The organism is Gallibacterium salpingitidis, assembly GCF_030517105.1.
In the GTDB taxonomy this organism is placed as follows: domain Bacteria; phylum Pseudomonadota; class Gammaproteobacteria; order Enterobacterales; family Pasteurellaceae; genus Gallibacterium; species Gallibacterium salpingitidis.
Genome location: NZ_CP103875.1, coordinates 2,723,792 through 2,743,044 on the forward strand (window position 1 = coordinate 2,723,792; position 19,253 = coordinate 2,743,044).

A 19,253-nucleotide genomic window follows, 5' to 3' on the forward strand; every position below is an offset into this window, starting at 1 on the left:
TAACAGATGGCTAAACAACCGGGGTATCAAAATAGAAGTACTCAGAGCGGTACAAGTGAATTAAAGCGCCGTTTATTGTTTGTATTAGGTGCACTTATTGTATTCCGCATTGGATCTTTCATCCCGGTTCCTGGCATTGATTCTGCCGTATTGGCTCAAGTTATTGAACAACAAAAAGGTACCATCGTAGATATGTTTAACATGTTCTCTGGTGGTGCCTTGAGTCGTGCGTCAGTATTTGCTTTGGGGATCATGCCATATATTTCGGCATCGATCATTATTCAACTATTGACGTCTGTTTATCCTGCATTAGCGGAATTAAAGAAAGAAGGTGAAGCTGGGAGACGTAAGATTAGCAAATATACTCGTTATTCTACGTTAGCCCTTGCTGCTATTCAGGCAATTGGTATTTCAACTGGTTTACCGAATATGTTGCCTGGATTAGTTCCGAATTTAGGATTTGGTTTCTATTTCACTGCAGTTATCAGTTTGGTAACAGGAACAATGTTCTTAATGTGGTTAGGAGAGCAAATTACTGAAAGAGGTGTCGGCAACGGTATTTCTTTAATTATCTTTGCAGGGATTGTTGCCGGATTACCTGCGGCAATTGCACATACGATTGAACAGGCTCGTCAAGGCCAAATGCATCTGTTGGTTCTCTTATTAATTGCTGTGGTTGTATTTGCAGTAACTTACTTTGTTGTATTTGTAGAAAGAGGACAAAGAAGATTGGTTGTTAACTATGCGAAACGTCAACAAGGCCGTCATATGTTAGCAGCACAAAGTTCACATTTACCACTTAAAGTGAATATGGCAGGGGTTATCCCAGCAATCTTTGCTTCAAGTATTATTTTGTTCCCAGCTACAATTACACAATGGTTTGGTCAAGGACAAGGATTAGACTGGCTAAATGACTTATCAATGTTATTACATCCAGGTCAACCTTTATACTTGATTTTATATGCAGTAGCGATTATATTCTTCAGCTTTTTCTATTCTGCGATGCAATATAATCCTAGAGATACAGCGGATAATTTGAAAAAATCTGGTGCATTTTTGCCAGGAATTAGACCGGGGGAACAAACATCACGCTACATTGATAAGATAATGACCCGTTTAGCTTTAATTGGTGGTCTTTATGTTACCTTTGTATGTTTAGTTCCGTATATTATGACATCAGCATGGAACGTCCAATTCTATTTTGGCGGAACATCATTACTGATTGTCGTAGTGGTAATTATGGATTTCATCGCTCAGGTTCAAAGTCACTTGATGTCAAGTCAATATGAATCAGTGTTGAAAAAAGCAAACCTTAAAGGGACAAGACAATAATATTGTCTTTTAAGTTAAAAAGGATAAGCAATGAAAGTTCGTGCGTCCGTAAAGAAATTATGTCGTAACTGTAAGATCGTTAAACGTGAAGGCGTAGTTCGTGTGCTTTGCAGCGATCCTAAACATAAACAACGTCAAGGTTAATTGATATATTTTTCTTGAAAAGAATTAGTTGAGTAGGTATACTGCTCGACTCTTTTTGTAGTGTATCGGTATGTTGTTTGAGTATCCTGAAACGGGCTTTTCAGATCAACATACCAGATTTTAGGTAATCAAAAAAATAGGAGTGCATAGTGGCCCGTATTGCAGGCATTAACATTCCTGATCATAAACACGCTGTAATTGCTTTAACAGCAATCTATGGTATCGGTAAAACCCGTGCGCAACACATTTGTGATGCTGTGGGTATTGCAGGAAGCGTTAAGATCAGCGAATTGTCTGAAGAGCAGATTGATAAACTGCGTGACGAAGTTGGTAAATTTACTGTTGAAGGTGATTTACGTCGTGAAGTAACTCTAAACATCAAACGTCTATTAGACTTAGGATGCTACCGTGGATTACGTCATCGTCGTAGCTTACCGGTACGTGGTCAACGTACTAAAACTAACGCGCGTACCCGTAAGGGCCCACGCAAACCGATCAAGAAATAATCGGGGTAAATGATAATGGCTAAAACACCAGTTCGTGCGCGTAAGCGTGTAAAAAAACAAGTTGTAGATGGCGTGGCTCATATTCATGCTTCTTTCAACAATACTATTGTTACGATCACTGATCGCCAAGGTAATGCTCTAGCATGGGCAACTGCAGGTGGTTCAGGTTTCCGTGGTTCTCGTAAATCTACTCCGTTTGCTGCACAAGTTGCTGCAGAACGTTGTGCCGAAATGGTTAAAGAATTCGGCTTAAAGAACTTGGAAGTTATGGTTAAAGGACCTGGTCCTGGTCGTGAGTCAACAATCCGTGCATTAAATGCAGCTGGATTCCGCATCACTAATATTACTGATGTGACTCCGATTCCTCATAACGGTTGTCGTCCACCGAAAAAACGTCGTGTGTAAGACGTGTTAGGATAGTTGGAGAAAGAAAATGGCAAGATATTTAGGGCCTAAGCTCAAACTAAGCCGTCGTGAGGGCACAGACTTATTTTTGAAGTCAGGTGTTCGTGCGATTGAGTCAAAATGTAAAATTGATACTGCACCAGGTCAACACGGTGCACGTAAGCCACGTTTATCTGACTATGGTAGTCAATTACGTGAGAAACAAAAAGTTCGTCGTATGTACGGCATTTTAGAACGTCAATTCCGTAACTATTACAAAGAAGCTAACCGCTTGAAAGGTAACACAGGTGAAAACTTATTAGTGTTATTGGAAGGTCGTTTAGATAATGTTGTATATCGTATGGGATTTGCAGCAACACGTGCAGAAGCTCGTCAATTAGTTAGTCACAAGGCTATCGTTGTTAATGGACGTGTAGTGAATATTCCTTCTTACCAAGTTTCTGTTGATGATGTTATCGCAGTACGTGAAAAATCTAAAAAACAAGCACGTATTAAAGCATCATTAGAATTAGCAGAACAAAGAGAAAAACCAACTTGGTTGGAAGTCGATGCTGCTAAAATGGAAGGTGTTTTCAAACGTATTCCAGAACGTTCTGATTTATCAGCAGACATTAACGAACATCTGATCGTTGAGCTTTATTCTAAATAATAGGGCTTAACAGCAAAGAGAGGATAAAATGCAGGGTTCTGTTACAGAATTTTTAAAGCCACACTTAGTAGATATTGAGCAAATTAGCTCTACCCATGCTAAAGTGACCTTAGAGCCGTTAGAACGTGGCTTTGGCCATACATTGGGTAATGCATTACGTCGTATTCTTTTGTCATCTATGCCTGGTTGTGCAGTGACTGAAGTTGAAATTGACGGTGTATTGCATGAGTACAGCAGTAAAGAAGGGGTTCAGGAAGATATTCTTGAAGTACTTTTAAACTTAAAAGGTCTAGCGGTTAAAGTGCAGAATAAAGATGACGTATTTCTGACACTAACAAAATCTGGAATTGGCCCTGTTGTTGCCGCGGACATCACTCATGATGGTGATGTTGAAATTGTAAATCCGGATCATGTCATTTGTCATTTGACAGATGAAAATGCCTCTATTAATATGCGCATTCGTGTACAACGTGGTAGAGGTTATGTTCCTGCTTCAGCACGTGTACATGATGAAGAACGTCCAATTGGTCGTTTATTAGTGGATGCGTGTTATAGTCCAGTTGACCGTATTGCTTACAATGTTGAAGCAGCACGTGTTGAGCAACGTACTGACTTAGATAAGTTAGTCATTGAAATGGAAACTAATGGAACATTGGATCCAGAAGAAGCAATTCGCCGAGCAGCAACAATTTTAGCAGAACAGCTTGATGCATTCGTTGATTTGCGTGATGTTCGTCAACCTGAAGTCAAAGAAGAAAAACCGGAATTTGATCCGATTTTACTTCGTCCAGTAGATGACTTAGAGTTGACAGTTCGTTCTGCTAACTGTTTGAAAGCAGAAACAATTCACTATATCGGTGACTTAGTTCAACGAACAGAAGTTGAGTTGCTTAAAACACCTAATCTTGGTAAGAAATCACTTACTGAAATTAAGGATGTACTCGCTTCTCGTGGCTTGTCATTAGGTATGCGCCTTGAGAATTGGCCACCGGCAGGTATTGCCGAAGACTAGTTTGGTCATAGGTTAAAGATTTTTCTGAGAAGGATAAGGTCATGCGCCATCGTAAGAGTGGTCGTCAACTAAACCGTAATAGCAGTCATCGCCAAGCGATGTTCCGTAATATGGCAAGTTCTTTAGTTAGTCATGAAATCATCAAGACTACATTGCCTAAAGCAAAAGAATTACGTCGTGTAGTTGAGCCGTTAATTACTTTAGCTAAAGTAGATAGCGTTGCAAATCGCCGTCTAGCTTTTGCTCGTGTTCGCGACAACGCAGTTGTTGCTAAATTATTTAATGAATTAGGTCCACGTTTTGCACAACGTGCGGGTGGTTATACTCGTATTTTAAAATGTGGTTTCCGTGCCGGTGATAATGCACCAATGGCATACATTGAATTAGTAGATCGTCAAGTTGCTGAAGAAGCGGCTGTAGCGGCAGAATAATTCAATATTCATTTATATTATCTATGAAAAACTGCACTCATTTGAGTGCAGTTTTTTTATGGATTAGTCCTTTTAATAACAAATTGGAATAAAGTTTCTATACTTTGATAAAGTTTTTTATTTTTAAAGTCGACAATAAGTTGCTATACTCAGTGAGTTTTTTAATTAATCGCTGTTTAGCTGTATAAAAGCAGGCTTTGGAGGACTCAAAAATTGAAATTTTTATCTTTTTCTCAACTATTTAAAACAACCTTACTTTCTTTTCCTATCTTATTTAGTTCATCTCTTTTAGCAGAAAAACTCTATATTTATAACTGGACAGAATATATTCCCACTTCATTATTAAATCAATTTACCAAAGAAACAGGAATAGAAGTTGTTTACTCAACTTTTGAAAGTAATGAAGAAATGTATTCTAAAATGAAACTCACCAATGGTGGTGAGTATGATTTAGTTTTTCCATCTAGTTATTACATTGGTAAGATGGCAAAAGAAGGAATGTTAGAGAAATTAGATAAAAGTAAGCTAAAGAATTTTTCTCAAATTACGCCTGATTTATTAAATAAGCCTTTTGATCCAAATAATCAATATTCTTTGCCTTATGTATATGGTTTAACAGGTATTGGTATAAATGCGGCTGAGATTGATCCAAAAAAAGTTACCAGCTGGTCTGATTTATGGAATCCTGAATATAAAGGAAAAGTGTTATTGACTGCTGATTCTCGTGAGGTTTTTCATATTGCTTTATTATTGAAAGGTTTTTCTCCTAATACAAGAAATGCAACAGAGATCGAGTCAGCATATCATCTATTACAAAAACTAATACCAAATGTACTGGCGTTCAATTCAGATTCGCCAGATGTTCCTTATTTGCAAGGCGAAGTGTCATTAGGCATGATTTGGAATGGTTCGGCTTTTAGAGCTCATAAGGAAAATGCCAATATTCAATTTATTTATCCTGCTGAAGGTGCCATTATCTGGATGGATAATTATGCCATTCCTAAAAATGCTAAGCATAAAAATGCAGCATATAAATTTATCGATTTTATGCTTAGACCAGAAAGTGCTAAAGAAGTGATCGAAACAATGGGCTTCTCTATGCCAAATGAAGGTGTTAAAGCATTACTCTCACCAGAGGATGTAAATGATGTTACTTTATTCCCAACACCTGCAGAGCTACAGAAAGGTATTTTGCAAGAAGATGTTGGAGATGCCATTGATATTTATGAAAAATATTGGAATAAGTTGAAAACAAATTAAGGTTTCTCAGCGATTTTTTCTAAGAAATGTATATAATTAGGTACATAATCATGACTCCCTCATTGTGTTAATGCATAATGAGGGAGTTGCATTAATTAAAGATTGTCAAAACATTACTTATCATTGTTCAGCTATAGTTGAACTACAAATAGAAATTTATAGGAATTATTATGGAAAAGTTTCGTGTTCATGGGCGAGCTTGCTTAAAAGGTACGGTCAATATTTCTGGTGCTAAAAATGCAGCATTACCAATTTTATTTGCTTCTATTCTTGCAGAAGAACCAGTGACATTGCATAACGTACCGCGCTTGCGTGATATTGAAACAACATTAAAAATTTTACGTAAACTAGGTATTAATGCAGATTGGTGTGGTGAACAAAGTGTATGTATTGATGCTAGCAACGTTACAAGCTTTGTTACTCCTTATGAATTAGTGAAGACGATGCGCGCTTCAATCTGGGCATTAGCACCATTAACAGCACGTTTTAATCAGGGACAAGTCTCTTTACCTGGAGGATGTTCTATTGGAGCACGTCCTGTTGATTTGCACATTTCTGGTTTAGAAAAATTAGGTGCAAAAATTATCTTAGAAGATGGCTATGTAAAATCATTTGTTTCATCTCGTTTACAAGGTACTCGTATTGTTATTGATAAAGTTAGTGTCGGTGCAACAATTTCTATCATGACTGCAGCAGTATTAGCTAAAGGTACGAGTATCATTGAGAATGCTGCAAGAGAACCTGAAATTGTTGATACAGCAGAATTTTTAAATAAGATGGGTGCGAAAATTCAAGGAGCAGGTACAGATACAATTACCGTTGAAGGTGTTGAGCGTTTAGGTGGTTGTGAGCATAGAGTCATACCAGATCGTATTGAAACAGGTACATTTCTTGTTGCAGCAGCAGTATCTGGTGGACGTGTTGAATGTGTTGGTACTAGAGCGAATACTCTTGAGGTTGTGATTGAAAAATTACGTGAAGCAGGTGCGCAAATTGATGTAACTGAAGATAGTATTACGCTAGATATGTTTGGGCAAAGGCCTAAAGCAGTGAATATTCGCACTGCACCACACCCAGGTTTCCCAACGGATATGCAAGCGCAATTTACCTTATTAAATATGGTTGCAAGTGGTACTGGCATTATTACTGAAACTATCTTTGAAAATCGTTTTATGCATATTCCTGAATTAATTCGTATGGGCGCAAAAGCTGAGATAGAAGGAAATACTGCGATTTGTCATGGTGTGGATCATCTGTCTGGTGCGGAAGTGATGGCGACGGATCTTAGGGCTTCTGCAAGTTTAGTGATCGCTGGTTGCATTGCACAAGGTGAAACTATTGTCGATCGGATTTATCATATTGATCGTGGTTATGAGCATATCGAGGAAAAACTTCGTGGCTTGGGCGCTCGTATTGAACGTTTCTCTGATAGTGAAATAGAGTAAATTACGCATCATTATCTCTGTTTTCCTACTATAATTAAATCGCTAACCATTGGTTCTCATTGCATTCTAGGTGGTTAGCGAAATTTATTTTTCTTTAAAAATCAGATAGTTAATTCTAAGATATAGTATAAAGTGCTACTATATAAATAATTAATGTCCTTATATAAGAATATTAGCGAATTAGTGTGTCTAACCTATTGTTTTATATATATTTTTTATATTGGGCCAGCTACGTTCGCGTAGCTGTGAGTTGAAACATCTTTTAAGCCGAAATCGACAACCTGCTCAAATGCAGCTACGTTCGCGTAGCTGTGAGTTGAAACATTATTGGCGGTCGAGTTAAGTTTTTAAGCCCGGACAGCTACGTTCGCGTAGCTGTGAGTTGAAACTCCAAAAGATTTTGCGGAACCATTTATTTGTTGAGCAGCTACGTTCGCGTAGCTGTGAGTTGAAACCCATTCTAACTCCGACATCCCAAGTATTAGGTTGTCAGCTACGTTCGCGTAGCCGGATACTTATATCTAAGAATTAGCAGTCTGATATTTAATATCTATAGAACTTAATTTATCGATGATAGACAGTAATTGCTCTGTTTTTTCGTCTGTGGTAGCCCAGCTTGTCGCAAATCTGATCATCGTATGATGTTCATCAATTTTTTCCATAAAGCCATATTCAGCATACTGTCGCAGAGCTGCAATAAAATCATCGCCGAAATTCCTTTTGAACCAAGGCAATATGTTTCTTTAGGTATTGCAGTTCCTTCAATGGAGATGGCTTCACCAGCAACCAAAAAATTTATAGATTGCATTAAAATGGTGACTAATTCGATTAAGAATGGTGTTTGATAGGGATTATAGCCATAAAAAAATCTGCACCTTAACTCAGAATATTTATTAAGGTGCAGATTTAAATAAGTTAAGAATTAGTTCTTTTGTTGTTTTTGGTAAGCATAGGCTGCTTTGATAAAGCCTTCAAATAATGGGTGTCCATCACGTGGCGTTGAGGTAAATTCAGGATGGAATTGACACGCAACGAACCAAGGATGATTTGGCACTTCAATAATTTCTACTAATTTCTTATCTGCTGACCAACCAGTTACTTTTAAGCCGGCTTTTTCAATTTGTGGTAGTAGTTTATTGTTGACTTCATAACGATGGCGATGGCGTTCTTCAATAGTTTCTTTACCATATAATTGACGAGCTAAGCTGCCTTCAACTAAGTGACATTGTTGTGCACCAAGACGCATTGTACCGCCGAGATCAGATTTATCGCTGCGTACTTCAACATTACCATCAGCATCTTGCCATTCGGTAATTAAACCAATTACCGGTTGTGGACAATTTTTATCAAATTCAGAAGAACTTGCATCTTTCATTCCTGCAACATGACGTGCATATTCAATTAAGGCAATTTGCATACCTAAACAAATACCTAAATATGGAATATTGTTTTCACGCGCATATTGTGCAGTGAGGATCTTACCCTCGATACCACGATAACCAAAGCCACCTGGAACAAGAATTGCATCTAACCCTTTTAATAAATCGGTACCTTTAGATTCGATATCTTGAGAATCAATATATTTGATATTAACGGTTAAGCGATTTTTTAAACCACCATGTTTTAAGGCTTCGTTTACTGATTTATAGGCATCTGGTAATTCAGTATATTTTCCAACCATACCAATAGTTACTTCACCGATAGGATTAGCTTCTTGGTAAAGTACATTTTCCCATTCTGAAAGATCGGCTTCAGGACAATCTAAATGGAAACGTTGGCAAATAAAATCATCTAAGCCTTGAGATTTTAATAATGCTGGAATTTGATAGATTGAATTTACGTCTTTTAATGAAATAACCGCTTTTTCCGGTACATTACAGAATAAAGCAATTTTGGCACGTTCGTTTGGTGGAATAATGCGATCTGAACGGCAAATTAATACATCAGGTTGAATACCGATTGATAACAATTCTTTTACTGAGTGTTGGGTAGGTTTGGTTTTTACTTCCCCAGCAGTAGCGATGTATGGCACCAAAGTTAAGTGCATAAATAAGGTTCTTTCACGACCAACTTGTACGGCAAGCTGACGAAGTGCTTCTAAAAATGGTAATGACTCAATATCACCTACGGTTCCACCGACTTCCACAATCACAACATCATGTCCAGCAGCACCTTCGATAACTTTAGCTTTGATTTCATTAGTAATATGAGGAATAACCTGAATAGTGGCGCCAAGATAATCACCACGACGCTCTTTACGCAACACTTCAGAATAGATCTTACCCGTAGTAAAGTTATTACGTTTAGTCATTTTGGTACGAATGAAACGCTCATAATGTCCAAGGTCAAGATCGGTTTCTGCACCATCTTGAGTAACAAATACTTCACCGTGTTGTGTAGGACTCATTGTACCTGGATCCACATTAATATAAGGATCAAGTTTCATCATGGTAACGTTTAGCCCACGAGCTTCTAAAATAGCTGCAAGCGACGCCGCAGCGATGCCTTTACCTAAAGAAGAAACGACACCGCCTGTGACAAAAATATAATTGGTTGCCATTGTTTATGCCTATTTAATAAAAAGTGAGTGGAAATCTAAGATTAAGAGATACGCAAGTATCAAGACGGGATGATAGTTTACAGTAATTAGAAATTTATCTCAATCAGAGAATAGAAAGGAGATTGTTAAACTAACAATCTCCACTATTTTGTTACTTGTTACCAAGTCATTTGTTGATCTTTGTTGTAGAGCGAACGATAACCAAAATAGAGCGAACCAAATACGGAAAGACAGACGGCAGTACAAATCGCAATCATAATGGCAATTTGATAAAGAATAGCAGTGCTAGGTAAAGTACCGGATAGAATTTGTCCAGTCATTAATCCGGGTAATGCAACAATCCCCATACCAACCATAGAATTTAGTGTTGGTAATAGTGCACTTTCTAAGGCTTGATTGACAAATGGTGTTAAGATGCGTGGCGGAGTAACGCCGAAATTAAGTAATGTTTCAATACGTTGTTTTTCACTGGCAAGGCTTTCTCGAAATGTTTTCGCGCCTAAATTTACGCCCGTCATTGCATTACCCATAATCATTCCACTTAATGGAATCACATATTGTGGGTGGAAGAAGTTTTCTTTGACTACAACTAGAATAAAAAAAGCTAATACGGCTAAACCGGAAAACGAGATTGAACCAATAATCGCATATTGGAAGTGGCGATTAAGGTTAGGATTTTTAGACAAGACACGATGCACTGCAAAAATAATCATCGCTAATAAATAGCAAATAGTAAAAATTGGATGTGGGTTTTGAAAAATATAGGTTAATACAAAGCCAGCAATAATTAATTGCAATGTCATACGTAAACTGGCGATAAAAAGCAATTTAGATTGGTTAATCTGGCACTTTTTCATAATGAATAACACAATCAATAATAAGAGATAGACCAGACTAAAATTAAATAGGTGAATTTCGGCAACATTATTCATTGCGTTCCTCCTTATGCAAATAAACGATATGATCGGCATAATGTTGCGTTAGTGCTTGATCGTGACTGATGACTATCAATGTCGTTTTTGACAGACAATGATTTTTTAAATTTTGCATGACTTGATTTGCTGTGTTTGCATCTAATGCTGATGTAGGTTCGTCTAACATTAAAATGGTAGGTTTTAAGCTTAAAGCAATAGCTAGAAAAACCCGCTGTTTCTCACCACCTGACAATTTATCAATCTGTTGTTCTAAAGAAAAAGGAACTAAACAAAGTGCCAAATAATGCTCTAATTCGGATGTTGGTGGTAATACACTTTCACGATATTGGTGATATTGTCGAAAATTTTCCAGAATAGACCCTGAAAAAAGATACAGTTGCTGTGAAGCGAGTAGAATTTCTCGGCGTAGTTGAATTTTATCTAAATGCTGGATGTTTTTATTTCGGTACAGTATTTGTCCTTGAGTTAAAGGTAAAGTAGCATTAAATAAATGAAGTAAGGTGCTTTTCCCACAACCGCTTGGTCCTTGTAAGAAAGTTGCTTTTCCCTCTGGAATCGTAAGATTGGGATAATGAATTTTTTCCTGAAAAACAACATTTTCCGCAGCTAAAATAATCGGCATAATAAAACCCTAAAATCTTTATTAATATGGAATAAATTGTATATGAATTTTCAACAGATTTTACTGACTTTGCCACCTATTGATGATATTCGCCAAATTGATATTGTGAATGAAAGAGGTGAGCTAGAACATACCATCCCAGCAGTTCCAGGTAAGTTAGGTTCTTTACGGATTTATAATGCTTTAGCACGAAAATTTTCAGGTATGTTAAATCAAGAATCAGCGCAACAAGGATTAATTTGGTTTGCGGAACATTGTATAGAAGCAAAACAAAATCCAGGTAAGCATCCGAATATTGATTTGTTATTTAGGGTGCTTGAACAACATCACCAATGGCAGATTAAGGTTATTACCTCTGTTTAATTATTTTCTAAGTTTTACCGTATTAATGGCGTGATCTTCACCTTTTACTAAGATCAGACTTGCTCGTTCACGAGTTGGTAAAATATTCTCGTGTAGATTAACGCCATTAATGTTGTCCCAAATACTAGAAGCAACCTCAATCGCTTCAGTTTCTGACAGTTGTGCATAATGATGGAAATAAGAGTTTGGATCGGCAAATGCTCCTTTACGGAATTTTAGGAAACGTTTGATATACCAATTTTTTAATAAGCTCTCTTCAGCATCCACAAAAATTGAGAAATCAACAAAATCAGAGACAAACAAATTATGTGCTTTATGCCCACGCTGTAACACGTTTAACCCTTCAATAATCAGAATATCAGGTTGATTTATCTCTGTATATTGCCCTGGAATAATGTCATAAATTAAATGTGAATAGACGGGAGCTTTAACTTGTTCTTTACCAGATTTTATATCTGATACAAACTGAATTAGTGCGTGTGTATCGTATGAAACAGGGAAGCCTTTTTTACTGAGTAAATCTTGCTGTTTTAATTTCTCTAATGGATATAAAAAACCATCCGTAGTAATCAAATCAACTTTACGATTTGCTTCGGTTAATAATGCTTGCAAAATACGAGCGGTAGTGCTTTTACCAACTGCAACACTTCCCGCAATACTAATAATGTAAGGTACTTTTGGTTTATCAATCCCAAGAAAACGCTCAATGACTGTATGTCGTTTTAAATTCTCTTCTATATAGTAGTTAAGTAAACGCACCAGCGGTAAATAGATAGAACGTACTTCATCTAATGACAGCTCATCATTAAAACTCAATAACGGTTTGAGATCTTGTTCTGTAAGAGAGAGTGGCACTGATTTTCTTAATTCTGCCCATTGTTCACGTTCAAAAATTAAGAATGGGGAAAAAGTACTAATATTTTGTTGGCTCACAATATTTTGCTGATCTATAGAATAAAAAAGATAGAAGTGTATGTTATAGAAACAACATCAAAAAGGCAAAGTGAATTGTGACTGTTTTCCTGCCATTAAGTGCGAAATTTTTCTTTTATTATGTGTCAGCTATACAACTATTGCGACAAAGTGGGTCTATATTATTGGTGTGAGCTTGCATTAATAAAAAATCTTAGCTTGTTATTGCTGGGAATTTAAACGGAAACTGTAAAAAACAAGCAACTTTTGCTTGAGATTTAGGCTACCGATAAAAAATCGTGTTTTTTTTCCAAAAAAGTCTTGCCAGACGAAAAAAGATCCCTATAATACGCCTCACTTGCTTAACGATGCCGACTTAGCTCAGCAGGTAGAGCAACTGACTTGTAATCAGTAGGTCACCAGTTCGATTCCGGTAGTCGGCACCATCTTTTCAAGTAAGTACTAGCATTTAGCGTTGTGGAGGGATTCCCGAGCGGCCAAAGGGAGCAGACTGTAAATCTGCCGGCTCAGCCTTCGAAGGTTCGAATCCTTCTCCCTCCACCATTTTATGATGGGACAGATGAATATAGGTGCGGGCATCGTATAATGGCTATTACCTCAGCCTTCCAAGCTGATGATGCGGGTTCGATTCCCGCTGCCCGCTCCACGCTGATATAGCTCAGTTGGTAGAGCGCACCCTTGGTAAGGGTGAGGTCGGCGGTTCAAATCCGCCTATCAGCACCACCTCTATTTTTCTTTCCTTTTTATTCAAATCCTGTAATTATCTTTGGTTAATGTGGTAGTTATACGCCATCGATAACCGTGTTTTTTTAGGGGACTTTCCATGTCTAAAGAAAAATTTGAACGTACAAAACCGCACGTTAACGTGGGTACAATCGGTCACGTTGACCATGGTAAAACAACATTAACAGCAGCGATCACCACAGTATTAGCGAAACACTTTGGTGGGGCGGCACGTGCATTTGACCAAATCGATAATGCACCAGAAGAAAAAGCACGTGGTATCACCATCAACACTTCACACGTTGAATATGATACAGCGACTCGTCACTATGCACACGTTGACTGTCCGGGACACGCCGACTACGTAAAAAATATGATTACTGGTGCGGCACAAATGGACGGCGCAATCTTAGTAGTAGCAGCGACAGATGGTCCAATGCCACAAACACGTGAACACATCTTATTAGGACGCCAAGTAGGTGTACCATACATCATCGTATTCTTAAACAAATGCGATATGGTAGATGATGAAGAATTATTAGAATTAGTAGAAATGGAAGTACGTGAACTTCTATCTCAATACGATTTCCCAGGTGACGATACACCAATCGTACGTGGTTCAGCATTAAAAGCATTAGAAGGCGAAGCTGAATGGGAAGAAAAAATTCTAGAATTAGCGAATTACTTAGATACTTACATTCCAGAACCACAACGTGCGATTGACCAACCGTTCTTATTACCAATTGAAGATGTATTCTCAATTTCAGGTCGTGGTACAGTAGTAACTGGACGTGTAGAACGCGGAATTATTAAGACAGGTGAAGAAGTTGAAATCGTGGGTATCAAAGATACAACGAAGACAACAGTAACTGGTGTAGAAATGTTCCGTAAATTATTAGACGAAGGACGTGCTGGGGAAAACATTGGTGCGTTATTACGTGGTACCAAACGTGAAGAAATCGAACGTGGCCAAGTATTAGCGAAACCAGGTTCAATCACACCACACACAGACTTTGAAGCAGAAGTGTACGTATTATCAAAAGAAGAAGGTGGTCGTCATACTCCATTCTTCAAAGGATATCGTCCACAATTCTATTTCCGTACAACTGACGTAACAGGAACAATCGAGTTACCAGAAGGTGTGGAAATGGTAATGCCAGGAGATAACATCAAGATGACAGTAAGCTTGATTCACCCAATTGCGATGGATCAAGGTTTACGTTTTGCGATTCGTGAAGGTGGCCGTACAGTAGGCGCAGGTGTTGTAGCAAACATCAAAAAATAATTGAATTGCGAAGATAAATATAAAGACCCGTCTTTTTAGACGGGTTTTGTTTTTTGGGAGAGAAAAAGAGTTTCTCTAAGTAAATATTTGATAAGGATAAGAAAATGAAGATTTTATTACTAAATGGTGGCAAATCATTTGGACATTCTCATGGACAGCTTAATGCTACATTGCATAATGTTGCAAAGGATACGCTTGTTGCATTAGGACACGAAATAAAAGAAACCACTATTGATGCTGGCTATGATATTGAACAAGAAATTGAAAAATTTGTTTGGATGGATGTTGTGATTTGGCAAATGCCTGGTTGGTGGATGGGTGAACCATGGATTGTAAAAAAATATATTGATGAAGTTTTTACTTTTGGTCATGGCAAACTTTATCAGAGTGATGGTCGTCATCGTGTCAATCCAACAGAAGGTTATGGTACAGGCGGTTTATTACAAGGTAGAAAACATATGCTGTCTTTAACTTGGAATGCACCAATTGAAGCCTTTGAACGTGAAGGTGATTTCTTTGAAGGTAAAGGAGTTGATGGTGTTTATTTGCATTTTAGAAAAGCAAATGAGTTTTTGGGTATTACTGCGTTACCAACATTTATTTGTAATGATGTCATTAAAAATCCAAATGTAGAACAGCATATTGCGGAATATAAAGCCCACCTAACAAAATTATTTGCGAAATAAAAACAGAAAAGATAAAGTCGTGTGGCTTTATCTTTTTTACGGTTTAATTTAAAAATATGTTCCAATCACGCGAAGACCATTTTAATCAATTTGTTGAAGATACCTTACTTCCTTTTATTGAATCATTTCCTATTTGTTATGTGGTAGGTAATCAAAATAAGCAGATAGCTTATCGCTATGTCACAAATATTCATCACACTAAGTTGATGATTTTAGTCAATGGTAGAGGTGAGAATATCGCCAAATGGAGTGAAATTGCCTATGACTTTTATCAGCAAGGTTATGATGTTTTATTATTTGATCATAGAGGGCAAGGTTTTTCAGATCGCTTGTTAGCAGATAAACATAAAGGCTATATTGATCAATTCCGCTACTATATTGATGACATGGATTTGGTCATTCAGACAGTATTACAACAAAAACAGTATCAACAACAGGTTTTGTTTGCCCATTCTATGGGAGGATTATTAGCAACCTATTATTTAGCAACTTATCCTCATCATATTGATAAAGTTATTTTATCTTCCCCATTTTTAGGTTTACGAGAAGAAACCGCATTAAGAGATGAAATTGTTGTGATGTTGATGGTGTTATTTGGATGTTCTGGTCGTTATATTTTCACGAAAGGTCCTTATAAGCCTGCCAATATTGCCACAACCGATTTAACACACAGTAAAGCGCGATTGGATTTTATGAATCAGATGGCGGCAAAATACCCAGAAGCTAGATTAGGCGGGCCAACTTTTGGTTGGGTTCATCGCATCATTATTGCTTTTAAAAAGTTGCCAAATTTAGCGCCAAAAATTCAAATGCCAATGTTAATTTTACAGTCAGGTGAAGAATCAATTGTTTCAACTAATAAAGTGAAAAAATTATTTGCTTCGTCACCTTCAGTTCATTTAGTTGAGATTGCTGGTGCAAAACATGAAATCATGTTTGAAACTGATGAAATTAGAGCATCAGTATTCAAACAGATTATTGAATTTTTACAGTCGTAATTAGTTAAATCCACGTACTGCAATGATGAATACAGCGAGATAAAATAATACGAAGCAAATTGCTAACAAATAGGCTGCAAATTTTGGTTTGCGTTGATGTAATTTATAAATAATACGCGCCAAAATAAACAGTAATAGTGGATAACTCCACATAAAAATTGACATATTGGTTAAAGCAGCTTCGGAAAGGTTTGGGTTCAGTTTTAAGCTTGGCGAAAGTAATAATGATAATGGCCAAAGAAAAGCAGGAATACAAAAAATGGCAATCGCCCAAGAAAATTTGGAAAAGCCTTCAGGAAAGTTATTTTTTTTGCGCATAAAACATTATTGATTAAGAATGGTGAACAGCAGTATAACGGATTTTATGATTAACCTCTAGGATTACCCAGAATGCATTATCTTTTCAGTAGTACACAACTAGAACTCGCAAGACGATTCCAACAATTTATTCAACAACAATATCAGTATCAAATTCAGATTCAGCAAGGGAACGAATATTTTCATCTCTATTTATTGAATGATGAACCTGACGTGATTAAGCAAGTTCAAGATATTGCCGCACAGTTTATGCAAAACCCAGTTGCAGCACAATTTAGTCAAGCAGAATGGCAAAACGGCACAACTTTATCATTTGCTCAACTCTTTCGGCCTATTAATGGTGTTTATAAGCAATTACATTGGCGTAATTTATTGGCAATAAAATTTACTTTTTTCATTACCTTATTGTGTGTGGCTATTTATGGATTAACCTTAATAGCGGGTAATGAGGTTTTTGCCTATTTTCATTTTCCTGAATTGCCGTTTCAAACAGCCGAATTTTGGCGATATCTTTCCCATACTTTAGTGCATCTGTCTTTAGCTCACCTATTATTCAATTTATTATGGTGGTGGATTTTTGCTGGTTTAATTGAACGTTATCAAGGTACAGGAAAGCTACTGTTCTTATATTTATTTTCGGGAGTTATTAGTGGTTTTGCTCAATATTTTGCTTCAGGCCCAGCTTTTTTTGGCTTATCAGGAGTAGTTTATGCGGTATTGGGATATGTGTGGTTAAGCAATTATTTTGATCCATTGAGAAAATTTAATATTCCAACAGGTTTTAGTTGGTTTTTAATTATTGGGATAGTTAGTGGCTTTTTCTCACCGTTATTGGGCATATCGATGGGAAATAGTGCACATATTGCTGGATTAATTAGTGGCTGCTTATTAGTAGGGTTCGATATTTTATGGAATAAACATAAATCCCAATGATTTTTCACAAAAATTTAATGAAAAGATACTGATTTTTAGTAGAATTACAGGGAATAGTCACACTATGTGAGGTAGTTATGAAACAAGCAATACGCCATAACCGTATTATTGAATTAGTGAAATTACACGGTTATATCAGTACCGAAGAGTTAGTTGCTGAATTAGATGTTAGTCCACAAACCATTCGTAGAGATCTAAATGAATTAGCGGCGAGAAATGAAATTCGTCGTCACCATGGCGGAGCGGCCTCACCATCTACTTCAGAAAACAGTGACTATGCTTCTCGTAAGACATTATTATGCGAAGAGAAAGAGTGGGTGGCGAAATGTGTTGCTCAACAAATTCCTAATGGTTCCTCTTTATTTATTGATATTGGTACTACCGCTGAGGCCGTAGCATGCGCTTTATTAAATCATGAAAATTTACGTATTGTGACTAATAATTTGAATGCTGCGCATATTTTAATGGATAAAGAGAATTTCCAGATTATTATTGCTGGCGGTGGATTACGCCCAGATGGCGGTATTATTGGTGAAGCCACAATGGAATTTATTTCCCAATTCCGCTTAGATTTTGGTATTTTGGGCATTAGTGCAATCGATCACGATGGTTCTTTATTAGATTATGATTACCACGAAGTGCAAGTAAAACGTACCATTATTGAGAGTTCAAGAACCAGTATTTTGGTTACAGATCATTCCAAATTTTCACGTCGTGCGATGGTGCGTTTAGGGCCAGTTACGATGTTTGATTATCTGTTTACGGATCGTCCTCTGCCAGGAGAGATGTCATCATTAGTAGAAAATAGTAATTTAGTTGTGAAGGTTTGTCCTAGCCAAGTATGACAGAATTTATGAAGTTCAGTAAATGGCCAAGCTATGTGCAATTAATGCGCTTAGATAATCCAATAGGTTCATTTCTTTTATTATGGCCAACATTATGGGCATTATGGTTAGCAAATAACGGTTTTCCCGATCCAAAAGTGTTGATGATTTTTATCTTAGGTGTTGTTTTTATGCGTTCTGCTGGTTGTGTCATTAATGACTATGCAGATCGACATATTGATGGTGAAGTAAAACGGACTAACCGCCGCCCATTGGCAACAGGCGCCGTTTCAGAAACAGAAGCTAAAGTCCTGTTTGTAACTTTAGTGTTTTTGTCGTTTTTATTAGTCTTACAATTAAATTTTTATGCGATAGCCTTATCCGTTATTGCGGTTTTGCTAGCGTTTATTTATCCATTTATGAAACGCTATACCCATTTGCCACAACTCTTTTTAGGTGCAGCATTTGGTTGGTCAATTCCGATGGCTTATGGCGCTACAGTGGAAGCTTTACCATTAGATTGCTGGATTCTATTCTTAGCGAATTTAACCTGGACAATTGCTTACGATACACAATATGCAATGGTAGATCGGGATGATGATTTACGGATCGGTGTAAAATCAACAGCTATTCTCTTTGCTGAGTATGATAATAAAATCATTGCGTTGCTACAGTTGATTACGCTGTTATTGCTGATTTACCTTGGTTATGCGCAGCAATTAAATACAGGCTATTTTATTGTGCTGGCAATCGCAGCTTCTCATTTTATTTATCAATGCAAAATGACCAAAACCCGAATTCGCGAAGCCTGTTTTAAATCATTTCTTAATAATAATTACGTCGGAATGTGGATTTTTATTGCCATTGTGGTTGGTGTTTATTAATTCTG

Annotated in this window: 22 protein-coding genes and 4 tRNA genes; 20 read left to right on the forward strand and 6 right to left on the reverse strand. The window is 37.1% G+C overall.

What is annotated here, in order from left to right; genetic code table 11:
• Window positions 1-6: 6 nt before the first annotated feature.
• The 9 genes from secY (at window position 7) to murA (ending at window position 7,184) form a co-directional block, all read left to right on the forward strand.
• Window positions 7-1,332 carry a preprotein translocase subunit SecY gene (secY, locus tag NYR30_RS13040; RefSeq protein WP_302501331.1) on the forward strand — a complete coding sequence of 442 codons (1,326 nt, stop codon included), beginning with the start codon at window positions 7-9 and terminating at the stop codon, window positions 1,330-1,332.
• Between the two features lie 30 nt (window positions 1,333-1,362).
• Window positions 1,363-1,476 carry a 50S ribosomal protein L36 gene (gene rpmJ / locus NYR30_RS13045; RefSeq protein WP_005548767.1) on the forward strand — a complete coding sequence of 38 codons (114 nt, stop codon included), beginning with the start codon at window positions 1,363-1,365 and terminating at the stop codon, window positions 1,474-1,476.
• Window positions 1,477-1,625: 149 nt separating this feature from the next.
• Entirely contained in the window at window positions 1,626-1,982 is a 357-nt protein-coding gene (gene rpsM / locus NYR30_RS13050) for a 30S ribosomal protein S13 (protein ID WP_013745942.1), read from the forward strand.
• Between the two features lie 15 nt (window positions 1,983-1,997).
• Complete coding sequence (gene rpsK / locus NYR30_RS13055) at window positions 1,998-2,387, forward strand: 30S ribosomal protein S11 (protein WP_012072238.1); 390 nt, start codon at window positions 1,998-2,000, stop codon at window positions 2,385-2,387.
• A 28-nt stretch (window positions 2,388-2,415) separates the two neighbouring features.
• On the forward strand, window positions 2,416-3,036 hold the full coding sequence (gene rpsD / locus NYR30_RS13060) for a 30S ribosomal protein S4 (RefSeq protein WP_065234043.1): 621 nt from the start codon (window positions 2,416-2,418) through the stop codon (window positions 3,034-3,036).
• A gap of 28 nt (window positions 3,037-3,064) precedes the next feature.
• Window positions 3,065-4,048, forward strand: coding sequence for a DNA-directed RNA polymerase subunit alpha (locus NYR30_RS13065; protein ID WP_065234044.1), 984 nt, complete (start codon window positions 3,065-3,067; stop codon window positions 4,046-4,048).
• A gap of 41 nt (window positions 4,049-4,089) precedes the next feature.
• The gene (rplQ, locus tag NYR30_RS13070; RefSeq protein WP_066112948.1) at window positions 4,090-4,479 is read left to right on the forward strand and encodes a 50S ribosomal protein L17; all 390 of its coding nucleotides are present in this window, start codon (window positions 4,090-4,092) and stop codon (window positions 4,477-4,479) included.
• Window positions 4,480-4,746: 267 nt separating this feature from the next.
• Window positions 4,747-5,739 carry an extracellular solute-binding protein gene (locus NYR30_RS13075; RefSeq protein ID WP_414146308.1) on the forward strand — a complete coding sequence of 331 codons (993 nt, stop codon included), beginning with the start codon at window positions 4,747-4,749 and terminating at the stop codon, window positions 5,737-5,739.
• Window positions 5,740-5,909: 170 nt separating this feature from the next.
• Window positions 5,910-7,184 (forward strand): UDP-N-acetylglucosamine 1-carboxyvinyltransferase, encoded by a 1,275-nt coding sequence (gene murA, locus NYR30_RS13080; RefSeq protein WP_066114205.1) that lies wholly within the window; start codon window positions 5,910-5,912, stop codon window positions 7,182-7,184.
• A 521-nt stretch (window positions 7,185-7,705) separates the two neighbouring features.
• Here murA and NYR30_RS13085 read toward each other — a convergent pair.
• From NYR30_RS13085 to NYR30_RS13100, 4 genes are all read right to left on the reverse strand, one after another.
• Entirely contained in the window at window positions 7,706-7,918 is a 213-nt protein-coding gene (locus NYR30_RS13085) for a hypothetical protein (RefSeq protein ID WP_066114206.1), read from the reverse strand.
• A 188-nt stretch (window positions 7,919-8,106) separates the two neighbouring features.
• Window positions 8,107-9,744 (reverse strand): glutamine hydrolyzing CTP synthase, encoded by a 1,638-nt coding sequence (gene pyrG / locus NYR30_RS13090; protein ID WP_066108070.1) that lies wholly within the window; start codon window positions 9,742-9,744, stop codon window positions 8,107-8,109.
• Window positions 9,745-9,902: 158 nt separating this feature from the next.
• Window positions 9,903-10,676 carry an ABC transporter permease gene (locus NYR30_RS13095; protein WP_066114209.1) on the reverse strand — a complete coding sequence of 258 codons (774 nt, stop codon included), beginning with the start codon at window positions 10,674-10,676 and terminating at the stop codon, window positions 9,903-9,905.
• The gene (locus NYR30_RS13100) at window positions 10,669-11,301 is read right to left on the reverse strand and encodes an ABC transporter ATP-binding protein (RefSeq protein ID WP_066114214.1); all 633 of its coding nucleotides are present in this window, start codon (window positions 11,299-11,301) and stop codon (window positions 10,669-10,671) included. Before NYR30_RS13100 ends, NYR30_RS13095 begins: the two co-directional genes overlap by 8 nt.
• 42 nt (window positions 11,302-11,343) lie before the next feature.
• On the opposite strand from NYR30_RS13100, the gene NYR30_RS13105 reads away from it, so the two are divergent.
• On the forward strand, window positions 11,344-11,664 hold the full coding sequence (locus NYR30_RS13105) for a DUF2322 family protein (RefSeq protein WP_066114217.1): 321 nt from the start codon (window positions 11,344-11,346) through the stop codon (window positions 11,662-11,664).
• Here NYR30_RS13105 and coaA read toward each other — a convergent pair whose 3' ends face one another.
• Entirely contained in the window at window positions 11,665-12,597 is a 933-nt protein-coding gene (coaA, locus tag NYR30_RS13110) for a type I pantothenate kinase (protein ID WP_066114220.1), read from the reverse strand. It abuts the gene before it with no gap.
• A gap of 349 nt (window positions 12,598-12,946) precedes the next feature.
• Here coaA and NYR30_RS13115 point away from each other — a divergent pair.
• From NYR30_RS13115 to NYR30_RS13145, 7 genes are all read left to right on the forward strand, one after another.
• Window positions 12,947-13,022, forward strand: a tRNA-Thr gene (locus NYR30_RS13115).
• 33 nt (window positions 13,023-13,055) lie between these two features.
• Window positions 13,056-13,140: transfer RNA gene (locus NYR30_RS13120), tRNA-Tyr, on the forward strand.
• 28 nt (window positions 13,141-13,168) lie between these two features.
• Window positions 13,169-13,243, forward strand: a tRNA-Gly gene (locus NYR30_RS13125).
• A gap of 1 nt (window position 13,244) precedes the next feature.
• A tRNA-Thr gene (locus tag NYR30_RS13130) sits at window positions 13,245-13,320 on the forward strand.
• Between the two features lie 100 nt (window positions 13,321-13,420).
• Window positions 13,421-14,605, forward strand: a complete 1,185-nt coding sequence (gene tuf, locus NYR30_RS13135) for an elongation factor Tu (protein WP_302501071.1) — start codon at window positions 13,421-13,423, stop codon at window positions 14,603-14,605.
• Between the two features lie 104 nt (window positions 14,606-14,709).
• Window positions 14,710-15,291 (forward strand): NAD(P)H-dependent oxidoreductase, encoded by a 582-nt coding sequence (locus tag NYR30_RS13140; RefSeq protein WP_066113749.1) that lies wholly within the window; start codon window positions 14,710-14,712, stop codon window positions 15,289-15,291.
• Between the two features lie 56 nt (window positions 15,292-15,347).
• On the forward strand, window positions 15,348-16,289 hold the full coding sequence (locus tag NYR30_RS13145; RefSeq protein WP_302501345.1) for an alpha/beta fold hydrolase: 942 nt from the start codon (window positions 15,348-15,350) through the stop codon (window positions 16,287-16,289).
• Here the strand turns inward: NYR30_RS13145 and NYR30_RS13150 are convergent, their stop codons facing one another.
• Entirely contained in the window at window positions 16,290-16,607 is a 318-nt protein-coding gene (locus NYR30_RS13150; protein WP_066108106.1) for a DUF5389 family protein, read from the reverse strand.
• A 72-nt stretch (window positions 16,608-16,679) separates the two neighbouring features.
• Between NYR30_RS13150 and NYR30_RS13155 the strand changes: the two genes are divergently transcribed.
• The 3 genes from NYR30_RS13155 (at window position 16,680) to ubiA (ending at window position 19,248) form a co-directional block, all read left to right on the forward strand.
• Window positions 16,680-17,540, forward strand: a complete 861-nt coding sequence (locus NYR30_RS13155; RefSeq protein ID WP_066113745.1) for a rhomboid family intramembrane serine protease — start codon at window positions 16,680-16,682, stop codon at window positions 17,538-17,540.
• Between the two features lie 77 nt (window positions 17,541-17,617).
• A complete protein-coding gene (locus tag NYR30_RS13160; protein WP_302501349.1) occupies window positions 17,618-18,385 on the forward strand; it encodes a DeoR/GlpR family transcriptional regulator in 768 nt (255 codons plus the stop codon).
• Window positions 18,382-19,248: a 4-hydroxybenzoate octaprenyltransferase gene (ubiA, locus tag NYR30_RS13165; protein WP_066113743.1), complete on the forward strand. Its 867-nt coding sequence runs from the start codon at window positions 18,382-18,384 to the stop codon at window positions 19,246-19,248. Before NYR30_RS13160 ends, ubiA begins: the two co-directional genes overlap by 4 nt.
• Window positions 19,249-19,253: the final 5 nt, after the last annotated feature.